At 60.9% G+C, this 26,828-nt stretch carries 15 protein-coding genes; all 15 read right to left on the bottom strand.

Going from position 1 to position 26,828, the window contains the following annotated elements; all coding sequences use genetic code 11:
• Nucleotides 1–315: 315 nt before the first annotated feature.
• The 15 genes from HU722_RS01790 to HU722_RS01720 all read right to left on the bottom strand — a co-directional run bounded on the left by HU722_RS01790 (nucleotide 316) and on the right by HU722_RS01720 (nucleotide 26,749).
• Nucleotides 316–8,433 (bottom strand): two-partner secretion domain-containing protein, encoded by an 8,118-nt coding sequence (locus HU722_RS01790; RefSeq protein ID WP_225930669.1) that lies wholly within the window; start codon nucleotides 8,431–8,433, stop codon nucleotides 316–318.
• A 28-nt stretch (nucleotides 8,434–8,461) separates the two neighbouring features.
• Nucleotides 8,462–10,186, bottom strand: coding sequence for a ShlB/FhaC/HecB family hemolysin secretion/activation protein (locus HU722_RS01785; RefSeq protein ID WP_065945765.1), 1,725 nt, complete (start codon nucleotides 10,184–10,186; stop codon nucleotides 8,462–8,464).
• A 366-nt stretch (nucleotides 10,187–10,552) separates the two neighbouring features.
• Complete coding sequence (pgaD, locus tag HU722_RS01780; protein ID WP_065872807.1) at nucleotides 10,553–11,035, bottom strand: poly-beta-1,6-N-acetyl-D-glucosamine biosynthesis protein PgaD; 483 nt, start codon at nucleotides 11,033–11,035, stop codon at nucleotides 10,553–10,555.
• A 2-nt stretch (nucleotides 11,036–11,037) separates the two neighbouring features.
• Nucleotides 11,038–12,381, bottom strand: a complete 1,344-nt coding sequence (pgaC, locus tag HU722_RS01775; protein WP_065872808.1) for a poly-beta-1,6-N-acetyl-D-glucosamine synthase — start codon at nucleotides 12,379–12,381, stop codon at nucleotides 11,038–11,040.
• 2 nt (nucleotides 12,382–12,383) lie between these two features.
• Nucleotides 12,384–14,387 (bottom strand): poly-beta-1,6-N-acetyl-D-glucosamine N-deacetylase PgaB, encoded by a 2,004-nt coding sequence (gene pgaB, locus HU722_RS01770; protein WP_065872809.1) that lies wholly within the window; start codon nucleotides 14,385–14,387, stop codon nucleotides 12,384–12,386.
• A gap of 12 nt (nucleotides 14,388–14,399) precedes the next feature.
• Nucleotides 14,400–16,880, bottom strand: a complete 2,481-nt coding sequence (pgaA, locus tag HU722_RS01765) for a poly-beta-1,6 N-acetyl-D-glucosamine export porin PgaA (protein ID WP_065889333.1) — start codon at nucleotides 16,878–16,880, stop codon at nucleotides 14,400–14,402.
• 299 nt (nucleotides 16,881–17,179) lie between these two features.
• The gene (locus tag HU722_RS01760; protein ID WP_065872811.1) at nucleotides 17,180–18,676 is read right to left on the bottom strand and encodes a YdgA family protein; all 1,497 of its coding nucleotides are present in this window, start codon (nucleotides 18,674–18,676) and stop codon (nucleotides 17,180–17,182) included.
• A gap of 147 nt (nucleotides 18,677–18,823) precedes the next feature.
• Nucleotides 18,824–19,456: an NADH:ubiquinone oxidoreductase subunit N gene (locus HU722_RS01755; protein WP_065889331.1), complete on the bottom strand. Its 633-nt coding sequence runs from the start codon at nucleotides 19,454–19,456 to the stop codon at nucleotides 18,824–18,826.
• 81 nt (nucleotides 19,457–19,537) lie between these two features.
• The gene (locus tag HU722_RS01750) at nucleotides 19,538–20,980 is read right to left on the bottom strand and encodes an efflux transporter outer membrane subunit (RefSeq protein WP_065889329.1); all 1,443 of its coding nucleotides are present in this window, start codon (nucleotides 20,978–20,980) and stop codon (nucleotides 19,538–19,540) included.
• Nucleotides 20,977–21,867 (bottom strand): efflux RND transporter periplasmic adaptor subunit, encoded by an 891-nt coding sequence (locus tag HU722_RS01745; RefSeq protein ID WP_049710689.1) that lies wholly within the window; start codon nucleotides 21,865–21,867, stop codon nucleotides 20,977–20,979. The genes HU722_RS01750 and HU722_RS01745 overlap by 4 nt, the downstream gene beginning before the upstream one ends.
• Nucleotides 21,864–22,073 carry a DUF1656 domain-containing protein gene (locus HU722_RS01740; protein WP_012721577.1) on the bottom strand — a complete coding sequence of 70 codons (210 nt, stop codon included), beginning with the start codon at nucleotides 22,071–22,073 and terminating at the stop codon, nucleotides 21,864–21,866. The genes HU722_RS01745 and HU722_RS01740 overlap by 4 nt, the downstream gene beginning before the upstream one ends.
• On the bottom strand, nucleotides 22,070–24,148 hold the full coding sequence (locus HU722_RS01735; protein WP_065889327.1) for an FUSC family protein: 2,079 nt from the start codon (nucleotides 24,146–24,148) through the stop codon (nucleotides 22,070–22,072). The genes HU722_RS01740 and HU722_RS01735 overlap by 4 nt, the downstream gene beginning before the upstream one ends.
• Nucleotides 24,145–24,555 (bottom strand): MarR family winged helix-turn-helix transcriptional regulator, encoded by a 411-nt coding sequence (locus tag HU722_RS01730; protein ID WP_065872815.1) that lies wholly within the window; start codon nucleotides 24,553–24,555, stop codon nucleotides 24,145–24,147. Before HU722_RS01730 ends, HU722_RS01735 begins: the two co-directional genes overlap by 4 nt.
• Before the next feature lie 310 nt (nucleotides 24,556–24,865).
• Complete coding sequence (locus HU722_RS01725) at nucleotides 24,866–25,111, bottom strand: DUF2789 domain-containing protein (protein WP_065889325.1); 246 nt, start codon at nucleotides 25,109–25,111, stop codon at nucleotides 24,866–24,868.
• A 33-nt stretch (nucleotides 25,112–25,144) separates the two neighbouring features.
• Nucleotides 25,145–26,749 carry a glycosyltransferase family 39 protein gene (locus tag HU722_RS01720; protein WP_065889323.1) on the bottom strand — a complete coding sequence of 535 codons (1,605 nt, stop codon included), beginning with the start codon at nucleotides 26,747–26,749 and terminating at the stop codon, nucleotides 25,145–25,147.
• Nucleotides 26,750–26,828 lie beyond the last annotated feature (79 nt).

The following is a 26,828-nucleotide window of genomic DNA, read 5'->3' as shown; positions in this document are numbered from 1 at the left end:
ACTCACTCACACTCACACAAAAAACGTTGCCTGACCCCGATTACCACTGAACAAATCCGTTTCCTTTATCTCAGTAATACCGTGTACTACCATCCCCCATTACCAGATATATAAGACTTGACATACTTCCATCTCGTGACGATCCAATACGCGGAAAATAAAAATGTAAGAGGAAATCCGATCCAGTTGTAAACCCACGGAGAGTCCGTACCCAAGACAAGAGTAATCACAGCCGCGATGAGCATTGCAAGTACCAAGCTAATAGCCAATATCATAAAAAAAAGGGAGATGGATAAAAAAAACCCATCTATCCATTTATTTTTTCTCATGCGAAACCCCCTCATAAAAAGTATACCCTTTATCAGCAACAGACTTCAGATACAGTGTCAGTGCTGAGCCATAGGGTACTGCTTTTCCAAAAACAAACTTATTATTATCAAAACTATGCACGGTAACTCCGAACATCGAGTTAGGCTTATTAAGTCCGTCCGCCAAGCCCATTTTAAGAGGAACCTTAACGAAGCCAGAGCCCAATGACAATGCTAAATCTGCACCACTATAAATAACAGGTCCATAACCGCCAGGAATCTCATTAAATACTTCTTTTACGGGGTTATAGCCACCCCGGCTATTGTTGAAATGATTATAAACTCCCGTAATACCTTCTGACACGTTGCCGAGCCCGAAGGTCCCCATCGGAATGCCGAAGCCGCACCCGACTAGCGAGACACATAATGCGTAACCCGCCGACACGCTAATCGCTCCCCCCCCTATCGCGGCAGCATCCTTTGTCACCGGAAGGGCATCGCGTGTGCTGAAGTCAAATACGGTATCGGTCATTGAGTAATTGAAGAGCCCTTTGTCTTTTTGCGCATTTACCCACTCAAGCTCCTTGCTCAAACCGACCATATCGGTCTCGCTCAGATATGCATCGTGATATTCCTTCGTACCCCTATCCAAATGAGCCCAGCACTTGATGATGTAGCACGTGGCCTTATCCAGATTGGCCTCCGTGAAGTCGCCTTTCTGCGCCTCAGCCTTAATCGCAGCTATCTCGGCCTCATGAGCAGCTCGGTTATAGACGTCTACCGACATCGCATTCCCCGCCGCAACAACAGCGCCAGAGGTACCGTTGCCAGAGCCGACTACAGTCCCGACGCCTGCTGCGATAAATGCGGCCATCGCATCTTGATCCACACCCTTGATACCATTTTTACCCAACGCATCCGCAATGCTCGGCATCAAGGCCGCAGAAGCCCCCGCGCCCAACGCACCGCTCTGCACACTGCCACTGGACAACCCCATAGCCGCGCCCGCCAGCGCATGCAACATCACACGCGCCGCGCCTCCTTCAGCCCAAGCCGCCCGAGTGGCCGCATCTGCCTTCGGATCAGTCGCACGTGAGTGGGCGTAATCGCCAATTTTATTGAAGATATCGCTGGAGGCCGTGTTAGCGACAATACCCACCGTCGTTCCCACAGGTGCACCACCCAGCCCTGCCGCAATCAACCCGGTCGCAATGTCTGCCATTAACTTCTTGTCGCCACCAACCTGCCAGCGCTTGGCTTCCGCATAAGCGGCATTTGCTGCGAGTACCGTTCCAGCGGCGTCCGGCGAACCGGCTTCGGTCTGGGTTTTGGCTTTATCGGCCAGTGCTTTCGCCTCGTCCGCCTTCGCCTTGCCCACCGCACTGATCACTCCACTGGCCAACTGCGCCGAGCTTTGGATCAGGTCGATACGTTCCTGCATGGCCTTTTCATCAGGCCGGTCGAGCTTCTGATTGGCATTGGCAGTGTCGCGGTTCAGCCCGACTAGGTCATTGGCGCCTTCGGCATTGCGAACCACAATCGTGCCTTCGCTGACCGCGCTGCGGGTGTAACTGTGGTCTTTATCCTTGAGTGCTATCGGGATGGCGCCGCCCGGCGAGGTGCCGCCGCCGCTGCTGGTGGAGACCGAGATGCTCGCCGACTGGCTCTCGATCTCACTCTTGTTCTTGATATCGCTGACGATCAGACGATCCGTGCTGAGGCGGTTGTTGTCAGCGCTGGCTTCGCTGGCAATCACCGCGCCTTGCAGGGTGGTGGTTTTGCCGACATTGATGTCGTAGCCGCCTGTGCCCGCATACAAGCCGCTCTGGTTGGTCACGCCCTTGTAGTCGCTGTTCATCTTGGCGGCGGCAAGGTTCGCCGAGGCGGCGACGGTGGAGCCGTAGCAGAACGGCGGCACGCAGATGCTCGCGCCGAAGCCTGCGCTGTTCTGTTTGCTGCGCGATGACTCGGTGTCCTGGAGAGAGATGATATTGAGGTTGCCGCCAATATCGGCCTTGATCCTGTCCGCGCGAACCTGGGCGCCTTTGAGGGTGGTATCGCCACCGCTTTGCAACAACAGGCTGCCGGTATCGAGGGTGCTGTTGACTTGAGTAACGGAGTTACCGTTGCCATTGTTCTTGGCACCCTGCGCACCGAGGTCGAGGGTGAAACCGTTTTGCTCGCCAATATTGAAGCTGGCGCCGATGGCGGTTTTGGTTTTCGACCCTTCGTTTTTGCGGTCGGTGGTGTTTTGTGCGCTTTGCATCAGCACATCGTTTTTGGCCAGCAACAGGGTGTTGGCGGCTTTCAAGCGGCTGCCGGTGATCTGGATATCACCCTGAGTCCCCGCCGCCGCGCCTGTGGCAACGATCGACAAGTCTTGCCCAGCGTTGAGCGTGCTCTGCTTGGCGGTGGCGCTGTTGAATTCGCTGCTGTTCTTGCTGCGGTTATTGGCCAGTTCAGTGCCGATCTTGATCAGCGAACCGTTGCCGGGCGTGCCGCCAGTTTTGTTTTTGAAGCCGGAGCTTTGTGCATTGGCGTCCGACGCCTGGCCGTTGAGGTTGTAGGCGGCGAGGGCTGCCTGAGCAATTTTGACTGCCTTGAGGCGTGGGTCATCAGCACTGCGCGCCGCTTTGACGGCATCGCGCATGCTGGTGGCGGTGTCCACCACCGAGCCCGCGATCACACGCCCAACCGCCAAACTTTTTGAACTGTCCTGACTGGTCTGACTGACCGTCTCCATTCCCGAAGTAACGGTGACATTCGCCCCGCTCAACTCCATGTTCTTGGTGCTCACCAAATCACTGGCCACCACCTTCAACTCACGCCCCGCCGTCAGCGACACGTTGCCCGCGCTAGAGCCAATCGTGCTGCCGGTCAAGGTCATTTCATTGGCTGTGCCGTTGTGTTTGGAGCTGTTGATGTACAGCTTCTGGTTGCCGGTCATGTCGTCCAGACCGAGCTTGTTGCCGGTCAACACGCCGGTGAGGTCGCGGTTCTTCTCCTTGTGCATGTCGGTGCGGGCGAAGGTGTTTTGCGCCGCGTCGATGGTCAGGTCGCGGCCGGCTTGCACGGCGAGGTCGCCGGTGCTGACCAGGTTGGAACCGGTGACCGTGGCGTCGCGCTTGGCGGCGACGGTGACGGTTTCGCCGGAGACCATGCTGCCCAGGGCGGTGGTGCGTTTTTCGTCGACTTTGTCTTGGACTTTGCTCGACTTGAGGCCGCCCCAGCTGCTTTTGCTTTCCTTGCGTTCGTGGCGGGCGCTGTCTGAGTTGCTGACGGCGAGAATGCTCACATCCTGGCCCGCGACCAATTGCGTCGCACCTTTTTCGGCAGTGACTGAGCTGCCCGCCAGCAGCAAGTTTTCACCGGCCACGACGGTGCTGTTTTTGCCAGCGCTGACGAGGCTGCCGACGTTGTTCACGGCGTCGGTTTCATCGAGGCGGAATTTCTTGCCCTGGGAAGTTTTCTTGGTCTTGCTGTAGAAGCTGTAGTCCTGGTTTGCAGCAGCCTTGAGCTCGAGGTTTTTGCCGGAGACCAGGTACGCTTCGTTGCCGGCATTGACCTGGCTGGCGACCAATTGCAGGTTCTGCCCGGCGCTCAGGGTGGCGTCGCCGCCGGCCTTGATCACGCTGGAGACTTGCTGCACGTGGTCTTCGATGCTTTTGATCTTTTTCGAGTTGTAGGTCGAGTGCTGTTCGTTGGCTGCCGCGATGGCGTTGAGGTCGCGGGTGGCAATCAGGTTGACGTCGCGTTTGGCCTCGACCTGGCTGGCCACGGCGCTGATGTCGCGCCCGGCGATCACGTGCAGGTCGCGGCCAGCCTCGACCACGGAGCCTTGCTGGGCGATGGTGGTGAAGTTGGAACGGGTGCCGATGGCGCCGCTGTCGAGGCTCTTCGAGGCGGTGATGTTGACGTCGCCTTTGGCCTGGACCGCCATGTCAGCGCCGCTCTTGAGCACGCCGCCGACGTTGTTGATGTTGCCACCGGCTTTCAAGGCCAGATCGTTGGCCGATTCGATGCGCGCGGCGCTGTCGACGAAGTCGCTGCGTTCGGTGCGGTAGCTGCTCGCGCTTTCGTGGGTGGTGACGCTGCGTTCGTTGAGCAGGTCGGCGCCGGCGGCGAGGTTGACGTTGCCCGCGCTGATCACACCGCCCGCACGGTTGCTTATGTTGTTGCCGGCCAGCACATCGAGACGGCCGCCCGCTTGCATCAAACCGCTGTTGGCGAGGTCGCCGCCGACGTTCGCCAGCAGGCTGCCGGTGGCGCGCAGGGTGCCGGCGTTATTGAGGTTGCGGCCAGTGATCAGGCTCACGTCACTGCCGGAAATCAGCGCGCCATTGGGCGCCAGGCGGTTGTTTGCCTGGGCCAGGTACAGCACCGGCACCAGCACTTGTTGGCCGGCGACGGTGGTGTTTTCCAGCCACACGATGTCGTGGGTCAGGGCCGCGACTTGTTCGGCGGTGAGGCTGACGCCCACTGACAGGTTGAGCGCAGTTTTGCTGCTGATGGCGTTGTCCATCAGGTGCTTGAACAGGTCGGCGTCGCTGGTCTGGCCGTCGATGAAACGCTGGCCGGTACGGGCGAGAACGGCTTGCTGGATCAGGCGCTGCTCGTAGAAACCATCGCCCAGTCGACGTTGTGCCGTCTCGGGGTCGTAGCCGAGCCGGGTCAGCATGTAGTCCGAGCCCAGGAACTGACGCATGTCGGTAAACAGCGGGTTGGTTTCGATCAGGTATTTGTGCGGGCTGGTCGCGAACTGGCTGGTGGGCAGGCCGTTGGCGCCTTTGCCATCGTTGAGGTGGAACAGGCTGTTCTGCCCGGTGGGCAGGTCGAAGCCCGGCAGGCTCAGTGGGTTGACCTGTTGCTGGGTGAGGTCCGGCGGCAATTGCGAGTTGAGTTTGACCTCGGTCGAGTAGCCGGGTGCATGGGTGTTGGCACCGCTGCCGACGTAGGTGTAGCCACGGTTCACGACACGGTTATCGATACCGTCCTGGGCCTTCACGTCCACGGCGCCACCGGCCTGGATCACGGCGGCGTAGCTTTGGTCGGGCGCCATCAGTTGGGTGGTTTTGCTCAGGGCGGTCTTTTCGTCTTGCATCTTGCCGATGAACGAAGCCAGGCCGGCTTCGACACCGTCCATGTTCTGGCCCGCCGCATAGCGCTGGGTGAAGGAGGCCGCTTCGCGGTACCAACCACCCGGCTTGCGCTCACGTTCGGAGGTAAAGACCCGGTCGTATTGGGTGTCGTGAGTCACAAGGCCGACGTTGCTCAGTTGATTGACGCGCACGGTCATGGCGCCGCCGGCGGCAATGCTACTGCTGCTGTTGAGCAGGTCGCCGCCGCTCAGCAGCATGTCGCCGCCGGAGGTGATGCTGGAACTTGCGGTCGCGTCGCTGACGATAAAGTGATCACGCACGGTGATCTGGAACGGTCGGTTCTGCTTGCCGCCGTCGCAGTCGCCACCGGTCACGCCAAAGATACAGGCAGTGGGTGTGATCGAAGCGCTGTAGATGCCCGATTGGGTGGTCAGCACGGTACGGATGTTATCGATCGTGCTGGCGGCCAGGATCAGGTTGCGCTCGCTTTCGATCGTCCCCGAACTGTTGATGATGCTGGTGGCCGCCGCGCCTTGCCCGTCGCGATCGACGCGCAGGTTGCCCATGGCGTAAATCGTGGCGCCGAGGTTTTTCAGGCGGTCGGTGCGCAGGTTCATGTCGCCGCCGCTGAAGATCAAACCGTGGTCATTGAGCAGGTTGTCTACGGACAGGTCGAGGTTGCCTTGGCTGGCGACGGTGCCGCCGACGGTCCAGTCCAGGCCTTTGCCGGCCAGGCTGCGAGTGCCGAGCAATTGGCCGGTGGCGGTCTGGTTCAGGTTGTCGACGTTGACGGTCAGGCGCCCGGCCTGGATCGCCGTGCTGTTGGTCCAATCGGTTTTGTCGAGGGTCAGGTCGCCGTTGGTGACCAGGCTGCCGCCCACGTCATCCAGGCTGATGCCGCTCAGGTCGAGCACGCCGGTGCCCACGTGCAACACCTTGCCGCCGGTGTTCTGGAAGGTGTTTGCAGCGAGGCTCAACTGGTCGTTGGCGGTTTCCAGGCTGCCGCTGTTATTCAACAGGCCGCCGATGGCGTAGCGGGTTTTACCTGTGTTGCCCAGGGCGCGCATCTGGCCGCTGTTGTTCAGGCCGGCGCTCGCGACATCGAGGGTCGTGGCGCTTTCGATCAAGCTGCGGTTGGTCAGGATACCGCGCAGGTTGACGTCGATCCGGTTGCCGGCGATCTCGCCGCCGTTGTCGACATTGACCCCGGTAAGACTCACACCGCTGCCGGCGAACAGTGTGCCGTTGCCGTTATTGAAGTTGATCGCGTCAACCACTGCGTTACCGGCTTTGGCGGCGATGCGCCCACCGTTGTTATCGAGGGTACCGGCGGTGATGTTCAGGCCGCCCTGCTCGCTGTGGATCAAGCCGTCGGCGCCGTTTTGCAGCAGGCCCGTCGTGGTGATTGCCACCCCGCCGTTGGCGGCGAGGGTGCCTTTGTTCTGGTTATCGATGCTGTTGGCGAACAGCGTCAGCAGGCCCTGGCTGGCGAGCTTGCCGCCCTGGTTGTCGATGTGGGCAGCGCGTTGCACCAGCAACGGCCCGACACTCGCCAGCTTGCCGTTGCGGTTGATCAGGTCGCCGAGCAGATCCAGGGTGATCGCACCGCCACCGGTGAGGTTGCCGGCGCTGTTGTCGAGGCGGTTGCCATGCAGGGTAAACGCGCCCGTGCTGTCGATGATGCCGCCCTGGCTGTTGTCCAGCAGGCCATTGACGTTGAGGGTTTGTGTGCCGTCGCTGAGCAACTGGCCCTTGTTGCGGTTGTCGACGCTATCGGCGGTGACGTCCAGCGCCTGCCTGGCGCTCATCGTACCGCCCTGGTTATCCAGGTTTTGCGCGGCAGTGGCGGTGAGGGTGCGATTGGCGATCACCGTGCCAGTGTTGCTGATGTTCTGGCTGTCGAACGTGACGTCGCCAACGGCATTGCGGGTGTTGTCGGCGTTGACCCCGGCTTCAATGATGCCGGTGTTGGTCAGTTGGCCGTTACTGGCCAGGGTGATGCTGTCGCGAGCGGCGAGAGTCTTGCTGTTTTTCAGCGTGCCCTTGGTCTGCGCCTTGAGGCGGGTGCCCGCATAGACCGCGCCCTTGGTCTCCAGGCTCGCGGCCTTGATATCCACCGCGCCGCTGGCGGCCGCCTGGGCCATGCTCAAGTGGCCGTTGGCGTCGAGCTGAATATCGCCGCCACTGGCGGCCAACGTACCGTCGAGCTTCACGCCAACGCCGGCTTCAGTGCCCACCAGCTTGATGGCGCCGGCGTACATGCCGCCCAGGGCCGAGGAGTCAATCGCCAGTTCCGGTTTCGCGCTGCCGTCATCGGCGCGCACGGTGGTTTTCAGGCTTTGCGCGTCGACATCGTTGCGCCCGGCAATCACGGTGAGCTGGCGTGCGTTGATCTTTGCATTGATCTTGGCGGTGCGGGTGATGATCTCGAAACGGTCGACGTTGCTGGCGTTCAAGCCCTGGCCGTCGATGGTCACCGCACCTCCATCGACCTGGTAGTGATCCAGGCGGCCGACTTTATCGATGACGGGTTTGCCGGTGGTCAGGGTGACGTTGGGCGTGTTGATAAACCCGCAGCCGTTGCAGCTGACACCGTAGGGGTTGGCCACGATGACCTTGGCCGACTGGCCCGCCACTTCGGTGTAGCCACGCAACTGGCTGGGGCTGCCACCGTTGACTTCGTTGAGGATGACGTTCGCCGCGCCACCCTTGAGGTTGGGGTTGCCGACGATGATCCCGCCCAGTTGGGTGCTCTGCACCGCGCCCGTGGCATTGTTGAGAATCACGCCATTGGGGCCGACGTTATAGTCCTTGAACTGGTTATGGGACAGGCCGCTGCCATTGGGTGTGGCGATGTTCACCACCGGCACGCCATTCCCTGCCTGGCCAACCGTAGTGCCCGGGCCGCTGACCGCAATGCCGTCGGCCTGGGCCAGCAGCGGCTGCCAGAACAGCGCGTTGGCCAGGATCAGTGCCAGGCCGCGTTGGGTCAGGCTTTTCAGGGCGGTAGCAGGGCGAGCGTCCATATTCAAAATCTCAAGGCAGCGGTGTTGATTACAGGAAAAAATCCAGGCGGAAATAGATCGGCGCTTCGCGCTCGGTCACCACGCCAGGTCGCTCAAGGGAATGGGCAAAGGTCACGCTGGTGCTGACGTTTTTACCGCGGGCGAACAGCTCCAGGGAGTTACTCGACACGCGACCATGCTCGTCATCGTTGTAGCGATCGTTGCGAATCACGCCCTGGTCATAACCGACGCTGGCGCCGTACTCGGCAAAGGCCGGGCGCATCCAGTCGAGGGTGACCGGGCGCGCCCAGCGCACTTCGTTACGCCAGTAACCGCCGCTGTCGCCGTTCAGTTGCTGGTCCTTGAAGCCGCGCACCGAGTACGAACCACCCAGGCTCATGCGTTGCGCCGGGTACAGCACGTCTTCACTGCGCTGCCCGGTGGCGAGGCTGGAAAAACTCAGCGACTCGCCCCACAGCGTGAAGGGCTGCAGGTAGCTGACCGTGGCGGTGTACTTGCGATAGCGCGGGGTCGCCGTGAGGTTGCCGTTGGCATCCCGCTCTTGTTGATTGCTTTGCGCGTCGAAGGCGCCAATGCCGTTTTGCATGCCGACGTCCAGGTTGACGAAGGCATTGCCGATACGTCGGCCATGGGTGAGGCCGACTTGAAATTCGCTGAGGCGGTTGCTGCTGGTCGACAGGCGCGAGTCAAGCAGGTAGTTGTTGGTGCGCAGGTGCGACAGGCCGACGTTGACCGAGGTCTTGCTCACATCGTCGCGATGAATAACGCGTTCGGCACGCAGCTGATGGTTCTGGCTGTCGCCGTTCTGCTTGAGTTTGAGGTCATCCAGCATGAAGAAGGTGCGGTATTCGCTTTCGCTGTAGGTGTAACTGAAGTTCCACCAGCCCCACGGCAGGTTGTAGTAGAGCATGCTGCTTTTCGAGGTTTTCTGATGGTCGCTGATGGCGTCGTGGCCGCCGCGCAGGATCAGTTGATCGGCCAGGCCCAACGGGCTGTCCCATTCAAGTCCCGCGCCCCACTGCTGTTCGCCGGTGCTTTTCTGGCCGTCGTTGTTACGCGACAGGCTGGCGCGCCAGGGCTTTTGCGGCACGTTCTTGACCAGCACTTCACTGCCGCCTACTTGGCTGCCAGGGGTCAATTCCATCTGCGCCTGCTTGGACGGCAAGCGGCTGAGCTGGTCCACCAGCTGCTCGACTTCGCGCAGGTTGAGTGCTTCGCCGACCTTGCCGGGAAACGCCATGGCCAGCTCGCGGTCGGTCACGCTGCTGCCCTGTGCGCCCTTCAGCCCTTCGAGTTTGCCTTCCACCACCAGCACCTGGAGATGACCGCTGGAGAGGTCTTGTTGCGGCAAGTAGGCACGGCTGGTGACCCAGCCTTTGGCGATGTAGTAGTCGGTGATGACTTTGAGCAGTTCATTGAGCTGCGCCACCCCCAGGCATTGGCCGACATAGGGTTTGAGCAGCAGTGTGCGGTCGCCGCCGGACAGGCTGTCGGCGCCCTTGAGTTCGATGTCCTGGATGGGAAAGCAGCGGGTATCCGCCGGCAGTGCGGGGGCCTGGGGCTTGGTGTCTTTGCCGGGCAGGTCCTGGAGTTCTTCCAGGCGTCGGCGCTGCTCTTCGAGAAGGCGATTCTGGCGGTCGCGGATCAGGTCTTGATCCCCTGGCGTAGGGGCGGCCATGGCGCTGTTCAAGCTCAAATAAGCGAGCAGGAAAGTGCATAGCAGATACCGAGTCCGTGGCGTTAACAAAGACATGTTCGATCCATCGAAAATCAAGGGCGGCAAACTAACATCGAACTTCCGCTTACTCAAAGAACAGAGCAAGTTGAATAATTATTCAAGCTGTTCGCGCAACTCATTGATTATTAACAATTAAAAACTATCAAACAGACATACGGCTTATTACTGGAAGTTATATTCCGACAAGCGGCAGCTGTATTGATGACGATTTCGTCGGAGAACTTAATAATTGCCACTAGTTGGCCATCAAGTTCTTTCCGAGATAAGTTAGTACCGAAAAAGTCAGAAAAGTTCGCGGAGGTTTTGTGAATTGGATCCCACTTATCGGTATTTACCAAAATCGTTCCCACGTTGCATGGGAACGATTTTCCAGCGTTCTTCTTAGCTGGCGTCTTTGTTCTGATCCTTGCCTGGCACCAGGGTCAACCCCGGTTTTTCTACATCACGGGAGACATGGGATTTCACCTCCGCAACACCGCCTTCCTCGTCGTTATGGATCACCAACACCCCAGGCCGACGCAGTTGCTCAAGGTCACCTTCGCCGAGGCTGAAGCTCTCGCTCAGGTTTTTGTCAGTAAGCGCCTTGGCCTCGGCCCGGCGCTGGGCGAACTTGCGACCTCGGCGTTGTTGGTAGCGCGCCCAACTGATCAGGATGACGGCGTTGAACAGGGCGATCCACAGGTAGATCTGCAGGGTATTGAGCGCGGCGAAAATCGGCGCCTCGAATCGAGGGCCGCCATGGGTCTCCAGCATCGAGGTAATCCCTCGTGCCAACAACCAGATCAAGCCGGCCCAGGCCATCAGGGTCAACAGTACATCGATGACCCACATCACGGAGCGTTGGCGGGTTCTGACCAGTTTCATGATCACGCCTCCTCATTTTCGAGCGGTTTGATACCACGGTCCGGGCTGACCCAGCGCGCACGCTTCTGATGCTGGTTGAACAGCACTTTTGGAAAACTGACCAGGGTGGTAAACAGGCTGACCAGCCAGAACACCATCGGGTACCACACTGTCCAGAACAGGGTTTTCCACAGGTCTTTCTCGTAGCGGCGGTCAATCAGGATGCTCACCGCAAACTGCAGCAGGCACACCATCGCCAACACCAACCCGGTAAACGCCGGCGGCATCAACGACTCGACAGCAATCGCTTGTGGCAGCGGGATGAATTTGCCCACGCCCCAGAAGATCACCGACAGCAAAAAGGTGAAGGCCCAGCCGGTGGACAGGCAGTATTCGAACAGCAGTGGCCACAGGTAGCGGTGACGCCATTGCCAAATGCCGCGGATATTCTTGAACAGCACTTCGGCGCCGCCCTGGGCCCAGCGCAGACGCTGTTTCCACAGGCCACCGACGGTTTCGGGCATGAGGATCCAGCACAGGGCACGGGGCTCGTAGAAGATGCTCCAGTGATCGAGTTGCAGCTTCCAACTGACATCGATGTCTTCGGTGATCATGTCGGTGCTCCAGTAGTCGATGCGGTCCAGCGCCTTTTTACGGAACGCCACCACTACACCGGACACCGTGAAGATCCGACCGATTACCCGCTGCGTGCGCTTGATCAAGCCGATGATCGAAGAGAACTCGCCGACCTGCACGCGGCCGATCAGGGTCGAGCGTGTGCGGATGCGTGGGTTGCCGGTCACGGCGCCCAGGCGCGGGTTGTCGAGCATCGGCGCGACCAGGTAGGCGGCCGCGTTTTTATCCAACAGCGCATCACCGTCAATGCACACCAGGTATTCGCTGCGCGCGGCAACGGCGCCCATGCGCAAGGCCACCGCCTTGCCCTGGTTCTGCGCCAGGTGCAGCACGCGCAAGCGTGGATGCTGCAAGGCCAGGGCATCCAGTACCGCTGCGGTGTTATCCGAGGAACCGTCGTTGACGGCGATCACTTCAATGTTCGGGTACACCTGGGCCAGCGCGGCCTCCATGGTGTCGGCGACGTTCTCCCCTTCGTTGTAGCAAGGGATGATGATCGAGATCAGCGGGTCGCCGGCCAACGTTGGGGCCGGCGTGTCCTCTTGCCAGGGCCAGTGGCGCTCCCAGTGCAGCCAGAAATACAAACCGCCTGCAATCCACAACCCTGACATGAACAGCGGGTAGAAAAACACAAAGTCCATCAGGAACTGCCCGGTGACCAGGAAGATCAGGCCCAGGGGCACACCCAATACCAATGCCAGCACGAATAAAGCCAGGATTCTGTCGAACATGGTCAAGGGTTCCATTGGTTGGAAAGGGCCGGACGCACAGTCTTCAGGTCCGGGGAGTTTTCCAGGAAGTTGTCCGGGTAATAACCAAAACTCGTGACACCCTGGCGCTTGAGTACGCCCATCCATTCAGCCAACTGCGTGGCGCTGATATCCGGCGCGGCCTTGGTGCGCCAGTCTTTGGCTTGCAGTTCGAATACGGTCCGGTCGAGCGCACCGGGGCGAGCCTTGACCGTGGCCACCAGTTTTTCCAACCAGGCGTTGGAGTTCTTCAAGGTCTGGCCTTCCATCAGCGGCATGGCCATAGGCGCCGTCCAGTCGTAGGTCTGGAGGAAATCATCGAGGTTTTGCGCAAACCAGGCTTCGCTGCCGGGGTTGAGCATCGGCTCGGCGAAGATATTGCGCGCGGTCAACACCTGCGGACCACGGATGGCGCGGAACTTGGCGGTCAATTCGTTGGTGAAGTCGATCAGGTAGCGGCTCTTGAAGCGGGTCCAGCGTTGCATCACTGCCGGGTCGGCGCGCAGGGCGGCGATGGTGTTTGGCAGGCCGTTGGCGGCGTACACCTTTAGCGCTGCGGGGCTGGCGTCTTCAAAGTCGCTGAGCAGCGCATCATCGTGGTACAGCACGCCGTCGACAGCACTGTTGCCGGTGCTCGCCAGGTCCTGGTAGATCTCGCCGATCATCTGCCGCACCTTCGGATCGAACGGTGACAGGCGCTGGTATTGATCCGGATCGATGCTCACCTTGCCGGTTTCCGGGTCCCAACGCGTCACGCGCGGCAATTTGGAGTCGAGGGCGAAACTCAGTACCGGCATCCAGGCAAACACGCTGGCGCGGGCACGGGTGTGCAACTGCCAGGCGACACGGTTGAATAGATCGGCACGCATCGGCAGGTGGCGGTTGGGGAAGTACAGCGAATGCACCAGGCCGTCACCCTTGGGGTCGGCGTAGGCTTGCAGGAATACGGTCACGGAGCCCATATCCACCACACGCTGTACCAGCACATCGAGGTTGCGCGCCTGTTGCACAGGGTCGGGGTCGTAGACGTGGTCCAGGTCCACATGCAGGACGCGCAGCGGGGCCTTGGCCTGCACCGAGACGATACTGCTGGCAAAGTGCTCGCCGTCTGGATCGGAGTCCACCAGAAAGCGCGGGCTGTTCATCAACTTGTTCGAGTCGTCGAGACCGTCGTCCAGGGTCAGCGCCATCTCATAACCGTGCTCACCTACGACCGCGAGCGAGGTGCCGTCGGCTGCGCCATACGGCCATACCCACACCCGGGGCGCCTTGCCGGTGACTGCACGAATCTTGTCTGATATCGCGGCCACGTCAGCCCGCATCCGCGCCTGGAACTGCGCTTCGGTTTCATAGCGATTGGTCGCCGGATCAAAGCGCCGCGTCGTGGCGGCAGGCTCCAGGTTTCCCTGGGGGTTGGCCAGGATGCCCTTGTGATTGGCGTCGGTATGGGCAGCGATTTCCACCAGGCCGGAGCGGGACACTTCCCGAATCTGCTGCCAGGTCAGGAAGTCGCCCCGTGGCCGTGGCGTACCGGCGAAGTCCACCGGCTGGTTCAACGGCGTATCGATCCAGCTGCCTACCGGCGCGAGCAATGCCGGCCAGTTATAGGCACGCAAAATCGGCATCACGCGGGTGTAGAAGCTGGAATAGCCATCGTCGAAACTGAGCATCACGGCTTTGGTTGGCAGTGGCGGCCCACCCCGGCGAGCGGCAAGGACCTGATCCACGCTGACCGCCTGGTAGCCGTTCTCCCGCAGCCAAGCCAACTGCTCGATCAAACGCTCGGTGCGCACCGCCACCACCGCCTGGTCGGGGTCGGTATCATTGACGTCGTGGTAGGCGATGCCCAGGAAATGGTTTTTCGGCCACGGCGCTTCATTGGCCAGTATCGGGCGCTCGGCGGGTGGCGTGAATGGCGCGGGTTGCTGGGCGCAGGCGCTGGCCAGCAATACGCCCAGGACCAACAAACAACGGCTGAGGAGGGTCATGATCAGGCTCTTCTAGAAACGGTAAGTGAGGTCGACGAGCAGGCGCAGATCGCGTTCGCGATCGCCGTCATACGTTCGGCTGACCAGGCTCAGGTTGGCGCCGGCTTCCAGTACGTCGTTCCAGCGAATACGCTGGCCGTAACCGATCAAACCGACACCGCCGGCGGAGTAATCCTGTTGGCGATAAGTACCCGCACCGATCTGGAACTGCTGACTCCACTGGGTCTCGTAGCGGTGATAAAGCACATGGTTGACGTTGACGGTGGGCATCACGCCGAAATCCGACTTCGGGTTGAAGTACAGCGTGTCTTCCTTGCTATTGCGGCTGGCACTGACTTCCAGGCCCAACTCCACTTGCACCTTGGGTGAGCTGTAAATGCCCTCGCGGCCAGTGAGCAAGGCTTCGATGCGGTCGTTGCCATCGCTGAAATGCGACGGGCTCACGGCCAGTTTCCACTCGCGGCTTTCGTTGGCACGCCAGCGGATAAAACCGCTGCCGCCGTTGGCCGTGACATCGGTATTCAGGGCGCGCAACGGAGTGGTCGCCGAGAGGTAGTCGAGGCTGCCGCCGTATTGCCAGTGGTCGTTGATGTCGCGGGCAATCGATACGCGCGCGCCTTGTTTGGAGCCAAAGCCGTAGGAGTGGTTGGACACCTCGGCTTCAAGGGTCATGTCACGGGTACGCCGCTCCACACCCACGCGCTGCCAACGGTGATGGCCGGTACCTTCGGTAAAGTCGGCGGTGCCGTAGCCCACACCGGCGAACAGGCGCCAGTCTTCGTCGATGGGCGGCGTGTAGACCACGCTTTCAATGCCCCAGTCACGGCTACCCGTTATCGCGCCGGCCTCCTCGTTATTGCTGCCACCGTAGCTTTTACCGGTGTAGGCCTCGACGCGGACTTCGGCCATGTCGTGCACATTGCGCAGGCGATTGAGGCGCTGTACCTGGCGGTTTTCCGGGGCACGGGCGACGACGTCGTCGGTGAGCAGGTCGAGTTGGCGCCACTCCTGCAGGTCCAGCGCCGTGAAGCCTTGGGACATTTCCACGCCGATGTCACGCGGGCTCTGGTTTTCAGTTTCCTTGAGTGAATCTTCAGCGCGTCTTGGCCACTCACGGGCACGGTACATCTCCGCCTGCGCCAAACGCACACCGATGCTGCCTGGGGCTTTATTTCCCAAAGCCTCCAGGTTTGCTTCGCTGGCGTTCAGGTCATCGCCATAGGTACCGGCTTGGGCGGCCAATTGTTGGGCGTCCATCCACTCGTCGTTAGGGTTGCCGATGGGCAGGCCCTTGAGTTCAACCCGAGGTTTCTCGGTGCTGGCCAATTTATCGGCAACAACGCGTGCCTCTGCCACCTGGTCGTTTTCCAACAAGGCGTAGAACAAGGCAGAACTGTCTTTAACGTGATCACCGGGGTCGGCATCCGCAGCTGTCAACGCCTGGCGATACAGCGGTGCGGCCTTTTCCGGCAAGCGCTGGTCGAGGTAGGCGGCAGCGACCCAGCGCACGGCATAGGTCGGCAGTTGCACACCTTCGGCCTTGAGCGTTTCGTACTCACGAATCACCTCAGCGGTGCGCGCCCGCGCCTTGAGCGCGCCGAGGCGGTCGATGCGCCAGACCACCACGTCGCCCTTGGCGCTGGCGTCGGGGGTCCAGCGCGCGAGCAGTTTGTCGTAGGCCTCAAGTGCGCGGTCGGCGATCACAAAGCGTTCTTTCTCGGTACGCGTGGCGAACTCGGCCATACGCACGCGCTCGGCGGCCAGGTCGCCCTCGAGGCGGCGCTGCGTGACTGCATCGATCAGGCCCGGGCGCTTGGCCGACAGACGCAAGGCGGCTTCCGGCAGGCGAGCCTTTTGCAGGGCGACGATGTATTCGCGGGCGACTTCAGGTTTGTCCCCGGCGCGGATAAAGGCCTGGTCGAATTCAAACAGCGCGTCGTAGTTCAAATCGGCGCGGGTCAGCGCGTAGCCCAGGGCCATGCGCCGGTTGGGGTCATCGGGCTTGGCGGCTACCAGCGCGCGGGTGCGTTGCACGGCTTCGCTGGTTTTGCCGCCGTCAGCCTGGGTAAGGGCCAGGCCCAGTTGCAGGTCGACATTGTTCGGTTCACGCAACAGCGCTTTGCGATAGACCGCCTCGGCCTGCGCCCACTGCTTCTGGTTGCGATAGGTTCGCGCAACCGTGGCCAGCGCCTGGGCGGTCAAGTTGCGATTCTGACCCTGTGCCTCGTACACCTTCAGCACTTCGGCATCCTGGCCGGCCCAGCCAGCGATCACCACGTGGTCGCTGATCTGGCCTGGCGTCTGGCGCTCGGCAGGCAATTGGCGCAGTTGAATCAGGGCGGGTGTGAAGTTGCCGTTGCGCGCCTGGATGATCAGGGCGTCGTAGGCCGGGTCGGCCATGGCAAAGGTGGGCATCAGCAACTGGCTGCACAAGGTTACCCCGATGAGCAGCCGTAACCGGCCTGAGGCACTGAGTGGGAGATTTCGCAGCATATCGTGAGCTTCCTTACACACGGAAAGCTGTAACGATGGGTGGTCCTGAGCGATTTGCATCAGGGTGTCGGCGTCTCGTGACCCGACCTAGCTTTCCTGTATGAACTATCCCCGACGCAGGTACGAAAAAGGACAATGCATAACAATTGTTCAGAATTGCCCTGTGAATCTGAAAATGAATGGGGGAGCAGACTTGCCTGCGATAACGGGTAACCCATCAGCACGAGTGCCGACCGTTTGACCCTTATCGCGGGCAACCCCACTCCCCCATTATTTATTTCTGGGCGATGACCCAGTTTTTACTGTGCGCCGCCGACCGCACCGACTTTTGACATAACGAAACCAATGAACTGCTCGACCGTCATTTTCTGGCCGTTGAAGGTCACTTCATTGTTAGCGTAATGCAGCTTGGAAACCACGTCGCTGCCCACCAGGGTCGCCAGTTGTGTGCCAACGGCCATGCCGCTGACCATTTCGCTGGCCATCTGGGATTGCTGCTCGATGGCTTTAGGATCGGTCACACCGCCAACCTGCGCTTGCAGGGCGGCAACGTCGGCGATCATTGGCTTGGACAGGGTCAGGTTGGCGTCCAGCAGCGCGACCATTTGCTTGCCCAACTCAACCGGCGGCAATTCCATGGAGGTCGGCTTGGCCAGGTCCAGCACCAGGTTGAACTTGCTTTCACCGTGGGTGGTTTTCAGCGACAGGTTTTCCAGCGCCACGTGTGGCTTGGCGGCCAGCAACTGGCCGACGTTGGCTTCAGCCAGGGCCTGCTCGGCTTCAGTCAGTTGCAGCTCCGGCACCGGTTGGCCGGCGGCGGCAGCAGCTTGCACCGGCTGCATCTTGTCCTGATACAGCTTGGTCAGCAGCAGGCCAGAGGGCACATCGATGTTCTTCACGCTCAGGGCCATGGCGGCAGAGCCCACGGGTTTGCCCTGATAGCCGATCTCGTCGATCTTGTAGTCGACGCGGCCAGACATGTTGTTGTCTTTGACTTCGCTGGTGTCTTTCTGCTCGAAGCCCTTGAGGGTCATCACGGCTTTCTGTGGGCCGAAGGTGAGCTTGGTGTCGGTCAGCTCTATCGTGTTCTGCCCGGTGTAGAAGCCGAAGGTGGATTTCTCCAGGTTGCTGGCCACGGTCAGGCCGGCGAATTCAGCGTCGAAGGGTGCGCCATTGGCATCGACCACAGCCAGTTTGAGGCTGTTCATGTAGCCGTCGACCTTGACCTTCTTGCCCTCGGCGGTGCTGTCGAAATCCAGGTTGAGGCCAGAGAAATTCACCGAAGCCGTCTCGTCCTTGAACTCCAGCGGCAGCAGTTCCAGATTACCGCTCACCGAACGGCTGTAGCCGATATTGGCCACGCCTTTGAGCGGTGACACGTCTTTGGCGGCGGCGAACCATTTCTCAGTGGTGGCGTTCTTTTCCAGCGCGTAGTGACTGGTCGCCATGACCGGCAGCCATTTCAGCGATACCAGGCGCGAGAACGGCAGCGGGCCGTGTTCGATATGGTCGACAATCAGCAGCTCGGGGTTCGGGTTCTGCTCGCCGAAGAACGAGCCCTGGCCCTTGAGGCGATAGTGCGCGGTGCTGCTGAACAGGCCACGGTCCAAGGACACCAGCTCCAGGGCAACAGTGCCGTCGACGCCGGCCATGGAACGTTGCAGTTCCTTGTTGGCGTCCTGCACCGCCGTTTGCAGCACGGGCTCCAGCTGCTTACCGGTGTACCAGGCACCGCCTGCACTGACGACGCCAACGGCGACAACGAAACCCAAAAGAACAACGGCTGGCTTATTCATGAAGTGACCTGATCAAATCCTGTGAGAAGTGGGCTGTCTTCCTTGAACCCCGAAGGGGATTGGCTCAAGCCCGCCGAAAACGGGGGAAGATTAGCACTGGCGGCCACAAACGGCCCAGCCTTTCAGAGGGATCAGTTCAGCACTAGTTCACGAATACTCCAGTTCTATTTCATCCAACTGGTGGTCGAAACTCTTCAGGCGTGCCGTCCAGGTGTACACCAGCACCTCAAACTCGCGGTGTATGACCGCATTGCCGGGGGTGTCCGACTTGGGGTCGCAGAAGTCCAGCTGGTAGCGCTCGCGGGCCATTTGCGTGGCGACGTCGGACAGTTCCCGCGCGTTGTTCAGCCAGTGCCTACCGTCAGCGACCTGCTGATCAAGTGCCACGCACTGTTTTTTCAGGACTTCGAGGCTTTTCTCCAGGGGCGTGCCGGTGAGGTCACCCATGACTTCCTGGAAGGTCCGCCCCGGCTGCCAATAGCTGCCCCAGAAATAGCGGTCGAACACGGTCTCGACCCGGCGCAGGGCGACCTTGGTGTCCCAGATCGCCACGCGGGTCTTGCCTTGTTCGAGGAGTTTTTTCTTCACCCGTTGATTCTGGTAAGAGGCCCACGCCACGACGCCGATGGACAGGGTGCCGATCACCAGGCAGGCACTGTCGAGAAACACCATCGCCTTGTCGAGCTGATGGGCGAGCATCACGCCGTAGAAATAGGTCGCCGATAACAACACCAGTGCGAAACACACGCACCAGAAAGCGGGAGCATAAGGGTTTTTCATTATTGGAATCCCCATGAGCAAACGCGAGCAGTGACAAGCGGATCGTCACGGCGGTCCGCCTGTCAAAGCATAGCTATTCGCTCAGGGTTTGCCGGGTTGTGACGCGTGCGTTCGTCCGCTTTCCCAACCGCCGCCCAGGGCCAGGAACAGATCGATCTGGCTCATGGCAACCTGGGTGTTGGCCGCCGCCAGTTGCGCGCGCACATCGGTGTAGGTGCGGGTGGCTTGCAGGTCGGCCAGGAACGACGCGCGGCCGGCCTGGAAGAAGCGGTGGGTCTGCCCTGCTGCTTCCTTGGCCGATTCGCCGGCTTCGGCCAATGCATCGCGGCGTTGCAGTTGCGCAGTGTACTGCGCCAGGCCGGTCTGGGTTTCGCGGATGGCATTGAGCACCACGCCGTCAAAGTGCGCCAGAGCGCCCTGGGTGGCGGCTTCGGCTTCGTGAACGCGCGCGCGGGCGCCGTTGGTCGGCACTGTCCAACTGATCATTGGGCCAAAGCCCCAACGGTTGGTCGCAGGCTGGCCAAGGTTTTCGAGCAGGCCAACGGTGCCCACGGTGGCGCCAATGCTGATATCCGGGTAAAGCGCGCCAGTCGCCACGCCGATCCTCGCGGTGGCGGCGGCCAGTTGACGTTCGGCCTGACGCACATCGGGACGGCGCTTGAGCAACGCCGCGCCATCGCCCACCGGCAGCAGTTGGGCGATGTGCGGCAGCTCGGCGCAGGTGCCAGTGCCCGCCGGCAGTTGGTCCACCGGCTTGGCCAACAGCATCGACAGGCGGAACAGCCCGGCCTGGCGCAATGCTTGGTAGCGCGGCATGTCGGCGCGCAAGGATTTGTATTGGGTTTGCGAGCGCGTCACCTGGGTTTCATCGCCACGCCCGGCGTCACGCAGACGCTGGGTGAGCTTAGTGCTCTGGGCCTGCAGGTCGAGGGACTCATTGGCAATTGCCAGCTCTTCGTTCGCGGCACAGACCTGGGTATAGGAGCGCACGACATCGGCTACCAGGGTGATGCGCGCAATATCAGCAGCCGCCTGGGCCGCGTCGGCACTGGCCTGGGCGCTTTCGATGCCGCGTTGCAGCGTACCGAACAGATCGAACTGGTAGGACGTGGTGATACCCACGCTGCCAATATTGCCCACCGGGACTTTTTCCGTCAGTAAAAACGCTTCGCCAGACTCTTGCAGACGCTGGGCTTCAGCCTTCGCGCCGAAGCTCCAGCCGCCTGCGGACTCCGCTTGCTGGGTCTGAAAGCGCGCACGCTGCAAGTTCGCAGCCGCCACGCGCAAGTCGGTGTTCGACGCCATCGCTTGGCGCACCAGCTCATCCAGGCGCGGGTCTTTGTACAGTTTCCACCAGTCGGCCGGCACCGGCACCGACACCACGTTGTTACCCTCCCCAACAATTTGCCCTTGCAGATCGCCACGGTTGACGGCGGCTTTATCCGGCAGTGTGTAATCCGGGCCCACCACTTGGCAGGCCGACAGCAGCAAACCCAGCGCGGCGGTCGCCAACAGCTGCTTCATGGTTTGTCTCCGTCTTTAACCTTATCGCCGATGATCGAGACAGTCGCCGTACGCCCGGCGATCATGCGGAAGTCCGCTGGCACATCGTCAAACGCAATGCGCACCGGGATCCGCTGGGCCAGGCGCACCCAACTGAACGCCGGGTTGACGTTGGGCAACAGGTTGGAGCCGCTGCTGCGGTCGCGGTCTTCGATACCGGCGACGATGCTTTGCACATGGCCACGCAGACGAGCGTTGTCGCCAATCACGCGGATATCCACGCTCATGCCGACGTGGATGCCGTCGAGCTTGGTTTCTTCGAAGTAGCCATCGATATGGAAGGAATTGCTGTCCACCACCGACAGCACCGGGCGCCCGGCGGTGACGAACTCCTGGGTACGCGGCGCACGGTCGTTGACGTAACCGTCCACGGGGCTGCGGATCACCGAGCGGTCGAGGTTGAGCTGGGCAGAGTCCACCGTCACCTGGGCTTCAGCCAGGGCAGACTGGGCCCGGGCCACGCGCGATTGGCTTTCTTCCAGTTGCTCGCTGGGCACCAGGTTGCCGAGGCCACGGTTACGCTTGTACTCGCGCTGGGCCTGGGCCAAGGTTTCCTGGCGGTCGGCCACGGCGGCCTGGGCTTGGCGCAGGGCCAGCTTAAAACGGTCCTGATCGACGGCGAACAGCACCTGGCCCTTGGTTACCAACTGGTTATCGCGCACGTCGACGCGCTGGATCAGCCCGGACACGTCCGGGGCGATCTGCACAATGTCGGCACGGATGTGGCCGTCACGGGTCCAGGGGGCAAACATGTAGTACATAACCATGCGCCACACAACGACGACCGCAAACGTCACGATCAACAGCGTCAGGACGACACGGCCGATGGTCAAAAAAGGTTTTTTCATGTCATCAGGTATCGACTGAGTGAGTCCACCGCGCCCAGCAACAGCGCGTAGAGTCCCACGTTGAACAATGCCCGGTGCCAGACCAGGCGATAGAAGTGGACGCGGGTCAACAACCCGTGCACCACCAGAAACAACACATAAGTAATGCCCATCAGCACCAGCAACGTGGGCAGGAACACCCCGCTGATATCCAGATCACCGATCATAAAGGCGCTCCATCGGGTAGCGGCGCTTGCACCTCGGCGCCGCCAATGAATTCCACGCCCGGCAGCAGTGACAGGCGCAAACCAGCCAGCGCGTGCAGCAGATGCAGGCGGGTGTCATCTTCGTCTTGCAAACCCTGGCCGTTGAGGGCGCGACGCGTGCGGTCCAGCGTCATCAGCAGACCGCTGGGCGCCGGCAAGCGTTCACCGGCCTTGAGGCACGCCTTGAAGTAAGCGCCCACGCCTTCCACCACCTGATTGAGCAGCACCCGTGGCACACCGAGGATGCGCGGTGAGTAAGCCAGCAGGTCGAGCAGGTTCAGCGCCACGCGCAAATCGCGCAAGGCGGTGCCGGTGTCCTGGTTGATCAGGGCCAGGCGCGGCAGGTGTTGCATCAGGCGGTCGAGCATTTGCACGGCCATGTGCCGGTGCTCGGCCAGGGTCGCGGGCTCGGTGAGCGTGACGATGTCGCGCCAACTGAAACGCGTCAGGCGCTTGGCCGCCAGTTCAGCACCGAACGGCCGTGCAATCAGTGTCCACACGAAGGCAAACAGCAAGCCCACCGGCCCAGCCAGGTTGACGTTGGCGAAGTTGAGGAAGTCCGCGTCATAGGCGCCCTGGATGCTGATAAACGACGAGGTATTCACCAGCGTCAGCAGCATGCCCAGGTAAAATCGCGGCTGCACGGTGAGCGTGCCGATGCAGATAAACGGCACGGCAAACGCCAGCACCAGCATCGGGAAGTCATGCAGGTTGGGCAGCACCAAAAACAGATAGAGGCTGGCGAACAACACCGACATGGCGGTCCAGAAAAAGAACCGGTAGATCTGCGGTGCGGGGTCATCCATCGTTGCAAAGAAGCTGCAGGCGACAGCAGCCAGGATCACTGCGCTGCCGCCGTCGGTCCAACCCAGCAAAATCCACAGCACCGAAGCAACGATGATCGCGCTGACGGTGGAGAACGCCGAGTAGAACATCAGGCCACGGTCGAGGAAGGGCGTGAGGCGTCCCAGGCGCCAGTGGCGGTAGACGGCGCGCCAACTGTCCTGGCTTTCACATTGGATAGCGGCTTGCAGGCTACGGCAGTCTTGCCACAGGTCGATCCATTCGCCCAAACGGTAAAGGGCGTTGGAGAACAGCAGCGTGTGGCGGTCGTCCAGCGCTTCGCCGTGGGGTTGCAGGGCGTCGACCTGGTCACGCAGGGCGCGCCAGCTGTCCATCGGCGCGCTGTCCTGGGTGTTTTCCAGCCATTGGCGGGTCGCTTCCAGCAATGGCGTGATTTTATCCAGGAACTCCGGCGCGCGATGCTCGATGGCATACAGCGCATCGTCGAGTGCATCCACCACTGGCAGCAGGTGAATCATGCGCCCGCGCAGCTCTTTGGTATTACGCACCGTCTGTGGCCTTGCGCCTTCGTGGGGCAACTGGCCGATCATCAGTTCGAGGGTGTTGAAGGTGGCGACCATGCCGCCGCGCAGCGTGCTGATTTCTTCAGGCTCAACATTGCGGGCCAGAAAGCGCTGGCTATAAACCTGGGCGTCGGCAAACCACTTGGTCACCGAGCCATCGAACACCGGCATGAGACGGCGCGGCCAGAACATCGCGCCCACTACCGCCGCGACGACGATGCCGAGGAAGATTTCTTCGGTACGCGCTTCGGCCACATCCCACACAGCCAGGGGGTTATCCACCACCGGCAAGGCGATCAGCGGCAAGGTGTAGCCGGCCAGCATCAACGCGTAGTTGTTGGCGGTGCGCAGGTGCATGGACAGAAACAGCAACGTGCCCGTCCACAAGGCAATCACCACCACCAACATATAAGGCGACTGCACGAACATCGGCACGAAAATCACCGCCGCCGCCGCGCCCATGAAGGTGCCGATGGCGCGGTACAACGCCTTGGAACTGGTAGGGCCGACAAACGGGCTGGACACGATATACACGGTGGCCATCGCCCAATACGGACGCGGCATTTGCATAAGCATGGCGATGTATAACGCGATCATCGACGCCGCGAAGGTACGCACCCCATAGAACCAGTCACGGGCGGGCGGGAAACCGGTAAAAAATCCGTTCAAAGCGTCGCCGCCTCGAAGGCGCGCAATACCCGCAGCGCGGCTTCCAGATCGTTGGGGGCGATATCCGCCAGTACGTCCTTACGCAGACGCACCAATTGCGCCTCCACCGCTTGCACCAGCTCACGGCCGCGCTCGGTGAGGCTCAAGGACTTGGCGCGACGGTCGTGGACGTCTTCTGTGCGGCACACATAGCCGTCTGTGCACAGCCGGTCGAGCAGGCGCACCAGCGACGGGCTTTCCATGCCCGAGGCCTGGGCCACTTTGACCTGGTGCACGCCATCGCCCAAGCGGCCGATCATCAAGAGCGGCACGGCGCAGGCTTCGGAGATGCCGTAGCTCACCAGCGTGGTCTGGCAGATTTTGCGCCAGTGACGGGCGCCCACCACCATGCTGCTGCTCAGGTTCATCTGGAGTTGTTCGAGAGATTGAGGCACTGGATAGTTCGCATACAGTTAGTTTGCTAACTATCAATATGGTAGATGAAGCCACCATCGTCAAGTTTTGAAACAATTTAGCGGATGGGTGGTGGGGGCTGGGGATGGAGAAAGCGGGCTTGAGCGCGGGCGAGTCATTTGAGTCGCTGCAAAACACACGTGGGAGCTGGCTTGCCTGCGATGGCGGTGGTCGAGTCGAGGTAGATGTCGACTGACACTCCGCTATCGCAGGCAAGCCAGCTCCCACGTTTAGACCGGGCTGGCTTCAAGCTTACTGTCTGGCTTAAACCCCTCGTCCACCCCGCAACATCAGATTCAACTCATCCACCACCACCGCCCAATCCGCATCCTCCAGAATCTCCTCGCGCAAAAACGCCCTTTGGCTGTCCGTCCAAAAGAACGCATCCGCCAATTTCAACTCCGGGTTGAGCGGCGAATGAACCGCCACGAACCGCTCAATACTCACCGGGTCATTCTCCAGACCCAGCTGTTTGAACAATGACGGCAAACTATGCACGGGCGATTCCATGACGGGCTCCTGAAAGAAAAGAATTAACCCAGTCTAGCGACAGCCCTCGGGTTGCGCCGACGGTACGTTGCACAACACAAACAACCGCGCCCTGGCACCGCCGCCATCCTGGCGACTGAGTTCGCGCCAGCCGACGGGCAGCGGCGCGAATTCATCCGGCGCTTCGTTGCTGCTGATCAACCACACGCGCCGGGTCTCGGCGGGCAGTGCTGACAGGCGGTCGAGATAGATGCGCCCGCCGTCCTGGTCTACCAAGGTACCGAAGCCATACGCATTCGGCCGAGTAGGCGTGCCGTCCGGTTTGGGCGGGGTGTAGAGCTGCAATTGGGCGTCGGTCTGGTCGTAATACACGTAGCTGAGGTACCACATCATGTCGCTGAGGACGATGCGGTCGTCTTCCTGGTAGTTGCGGTTGACGAACTCCACCGGCACGTTGAACTGGTCGTGTTCATCCACGGCAAAGTTGTTCTTCAACCCCACCAGTTCGACGCCGACAAACAGCACAAACAGCGCCACCCCCAGCAGTGAAAACCGCGACGGCAGGCGGTCGATAGCCATCGCCACAAGAACCGGCAAGCCCAAGGCGTATACCGTCAAGTAGCGCTCGATAAACACCGGGGAAACAAATGACACGCCGTAGACCAGCAGCAGTGGCAACAGGAAAAACAGCGCCAGCAGGCTGGCCGGTCGGTAGCGTTCGCGATCTCGCCAAGCGGTGATCACAACAACAGTCACCAGCAGCAGCGGAAACAGCCAGAACAACGGCGGCCAGAAGCCAACGCCTTCATCCTGGAGCACGAACTGCCAGATCATCGAAGGCAGGGAGAACAGGCTGACCGGTTCTTCCCAGCCTATGTCGCCGCCCACCTTGAGCTGTTCGACGTGTTGCACCAGGTCCAACAGGTTAGGCAGCCAAGGCAGATACAACAGCACAATCGCGGCGTTAGCCACCCACCATGCCGGGCGGGTGATCAGGCGCCGGTCTCGCGGCGCCGTACCCCAAAGCACACCCAGATAGGCCCAATGCACCAGCACACACAGCGCCGTGAAGTAATGGGTGTAGAAACCAGCACTCATCAACACGACATAGGCCGCCAGATAACGCGTGCGCTCGGGCTGACGCACCCAATACACCAGCGCCAGCGTGGCGCCCAGCAACCACACGCCCAGTAGCGAGTACATGCGCACTTCCTGGCTGTAGCGCACCGCCGTGGGTAATAGCGCCAGCAAAATGCCCGCCAGCACCGCCGCACGACGGCTGGACAATTGCTGCGTCAGCCAGACGCCCAGGCCCACGGCGACCACACCGGGGACGGCGCTCATGCTGCGAATCGACCAGATGCTGTCGCCGAACAGCTCAATCCAGCCGCGCAGCAGAAAAAAATACAGCGGCGGGTGCACATCATGCGCCGCGTGGAACCACAGGTCGGCCACGGCGTATTCGCTGAGCAACAGGCTGGAGCCTTCGTCGCCCCAGATCGCCGCCGCCGTCAGGTTGTAAAAACGCAGGGCCATGGCCAGCGCCAGAATCGGCACCCACCAGAGTCGGCTGATCCAACCGGCACCTTCCCAAGAGAGGCGGTTGAGTGCGGGTAACGTCCCGACCTTTTCGTTTTGCTCTACCACAGACCGACGCACCTCGATTCCCCTGCCCTTGATTGCCTGAGTGCAAACACCGCCACTCTAGGACAAAAGCCCCTGATTCGCTTCTATAACC

The sequence above is a fragment of the Pseudomonas tritici genome (assembly GCF_014268275.3).
GTDB lineage: Bacteria > Pseudomonadota > Gammaproteobacteria > Pseudomonadales > Pseudomonadaceae > Aquipseudomonas > Aquipseudomonas tritici.
This window is presented reverse-complemented; position numbering and strand designations above follow the sequence as displayed.

What these genes read in the sequence shown, in the direction of transcription:
- HU722_RS01790 (WP_225930669.1), bottom strand. Translation starts at nt 8,433, where the DNA reads ATGGACGCTCGCCCTGCTACCGCCCTGAAAAGCCTGACCCAACGCGGC.
- HU722_RS01785 (WP_065945765.1), bottom strand. Translation starts at nt 10,186, where the DNA reads ATGTCTTTGTTAACGCCACGGACTCGGTATCTGCTATGCACTTTCCTG.
- pgaD (WP_065872807.1), bottom strand. Translation starts at nt 11,035, where the DNA reads ATGAAACTGGTCAGAACCCGCCAACGCTCCGTGATGTGGGTCATCGAT.
- pgaC (WP_065872808.1), bottom strand. Translation starts at nt 12,381, where the DNA reads ATGTTCGACAGAATCCTGGCTTTATTCGTGCTGGCATTGGTATTGGGT.
- pgaB (WP_065872809.1), bottom strand. Translation starts at nt 14,387, where the DNA reads ATGACCCTCCTCAGCCGTTGTTTGTTGGTCCTGGGCGTATTGCTGGCC.
- pgaA (WP_065889333.1), bottom strand. Translation starts at nt 16,880, where the DNA reads ATGCTGCGAAATCTCCCACTCAGTGCCTCAGGCCGGTTACGGCTGCTC.
- HU722_RS01760 (WP_065872811.1), bottom strand. Translation starts at nt 18,676, where the DNA reads ATGAATAAGCCAGCCGTTGTTCTTTTGGGTTTCGTTGTCGCCGTTGGC.
- HU722_RS01755 (WP_065889331.1), bottom strand. Translation starts at nt 19,456, where the DNA reads ATGAAAAACCCTTATGCTCCCGCTTTCTGGTGCGTGTGTTTCGCACTG.
- HU722_RS01750 (WP_065889329.1), bottom strand. Translation starts at nt 20,980, where the DNA reads ATGAAGCAGCTGTTGGCGACCGCCGCGCTGGGTTTGCTGCTGTCGGCC.
- HU722_RS01745 (WP_049710689.1), bottom strand. Translation starts at nt 21,867, where the DNA reads ATGAAAAAACCTTTTTTGACCATCGGCCGTGTCGTCCTGACGCTGTTG.
- HU722_RS01740 (WP_012721577.1), bottom strand. Translation starts at nt 22,073, where the DNA reads ATGATCGGTGATCTGGATATCAGCGGGGTGTTCCTGCCCACGTTGCTG.
- HU722_RS01730 (WP_065872815.1), bottom strand. Translation starts at nt 24,555, where the DNA reads ATGAACCTGAGCAGCAGCATGGTGGTGGGCGCCCGTCACTGGCGCAAA.
- HU722_RS01725 (WP_065889325.1), bottom strand. Translation starts at nt 25,111, where the DNA reads ATGGAATCGCCCGTGCATAGTTTGCCGTCATTGTTCAAACAGCTGGGT.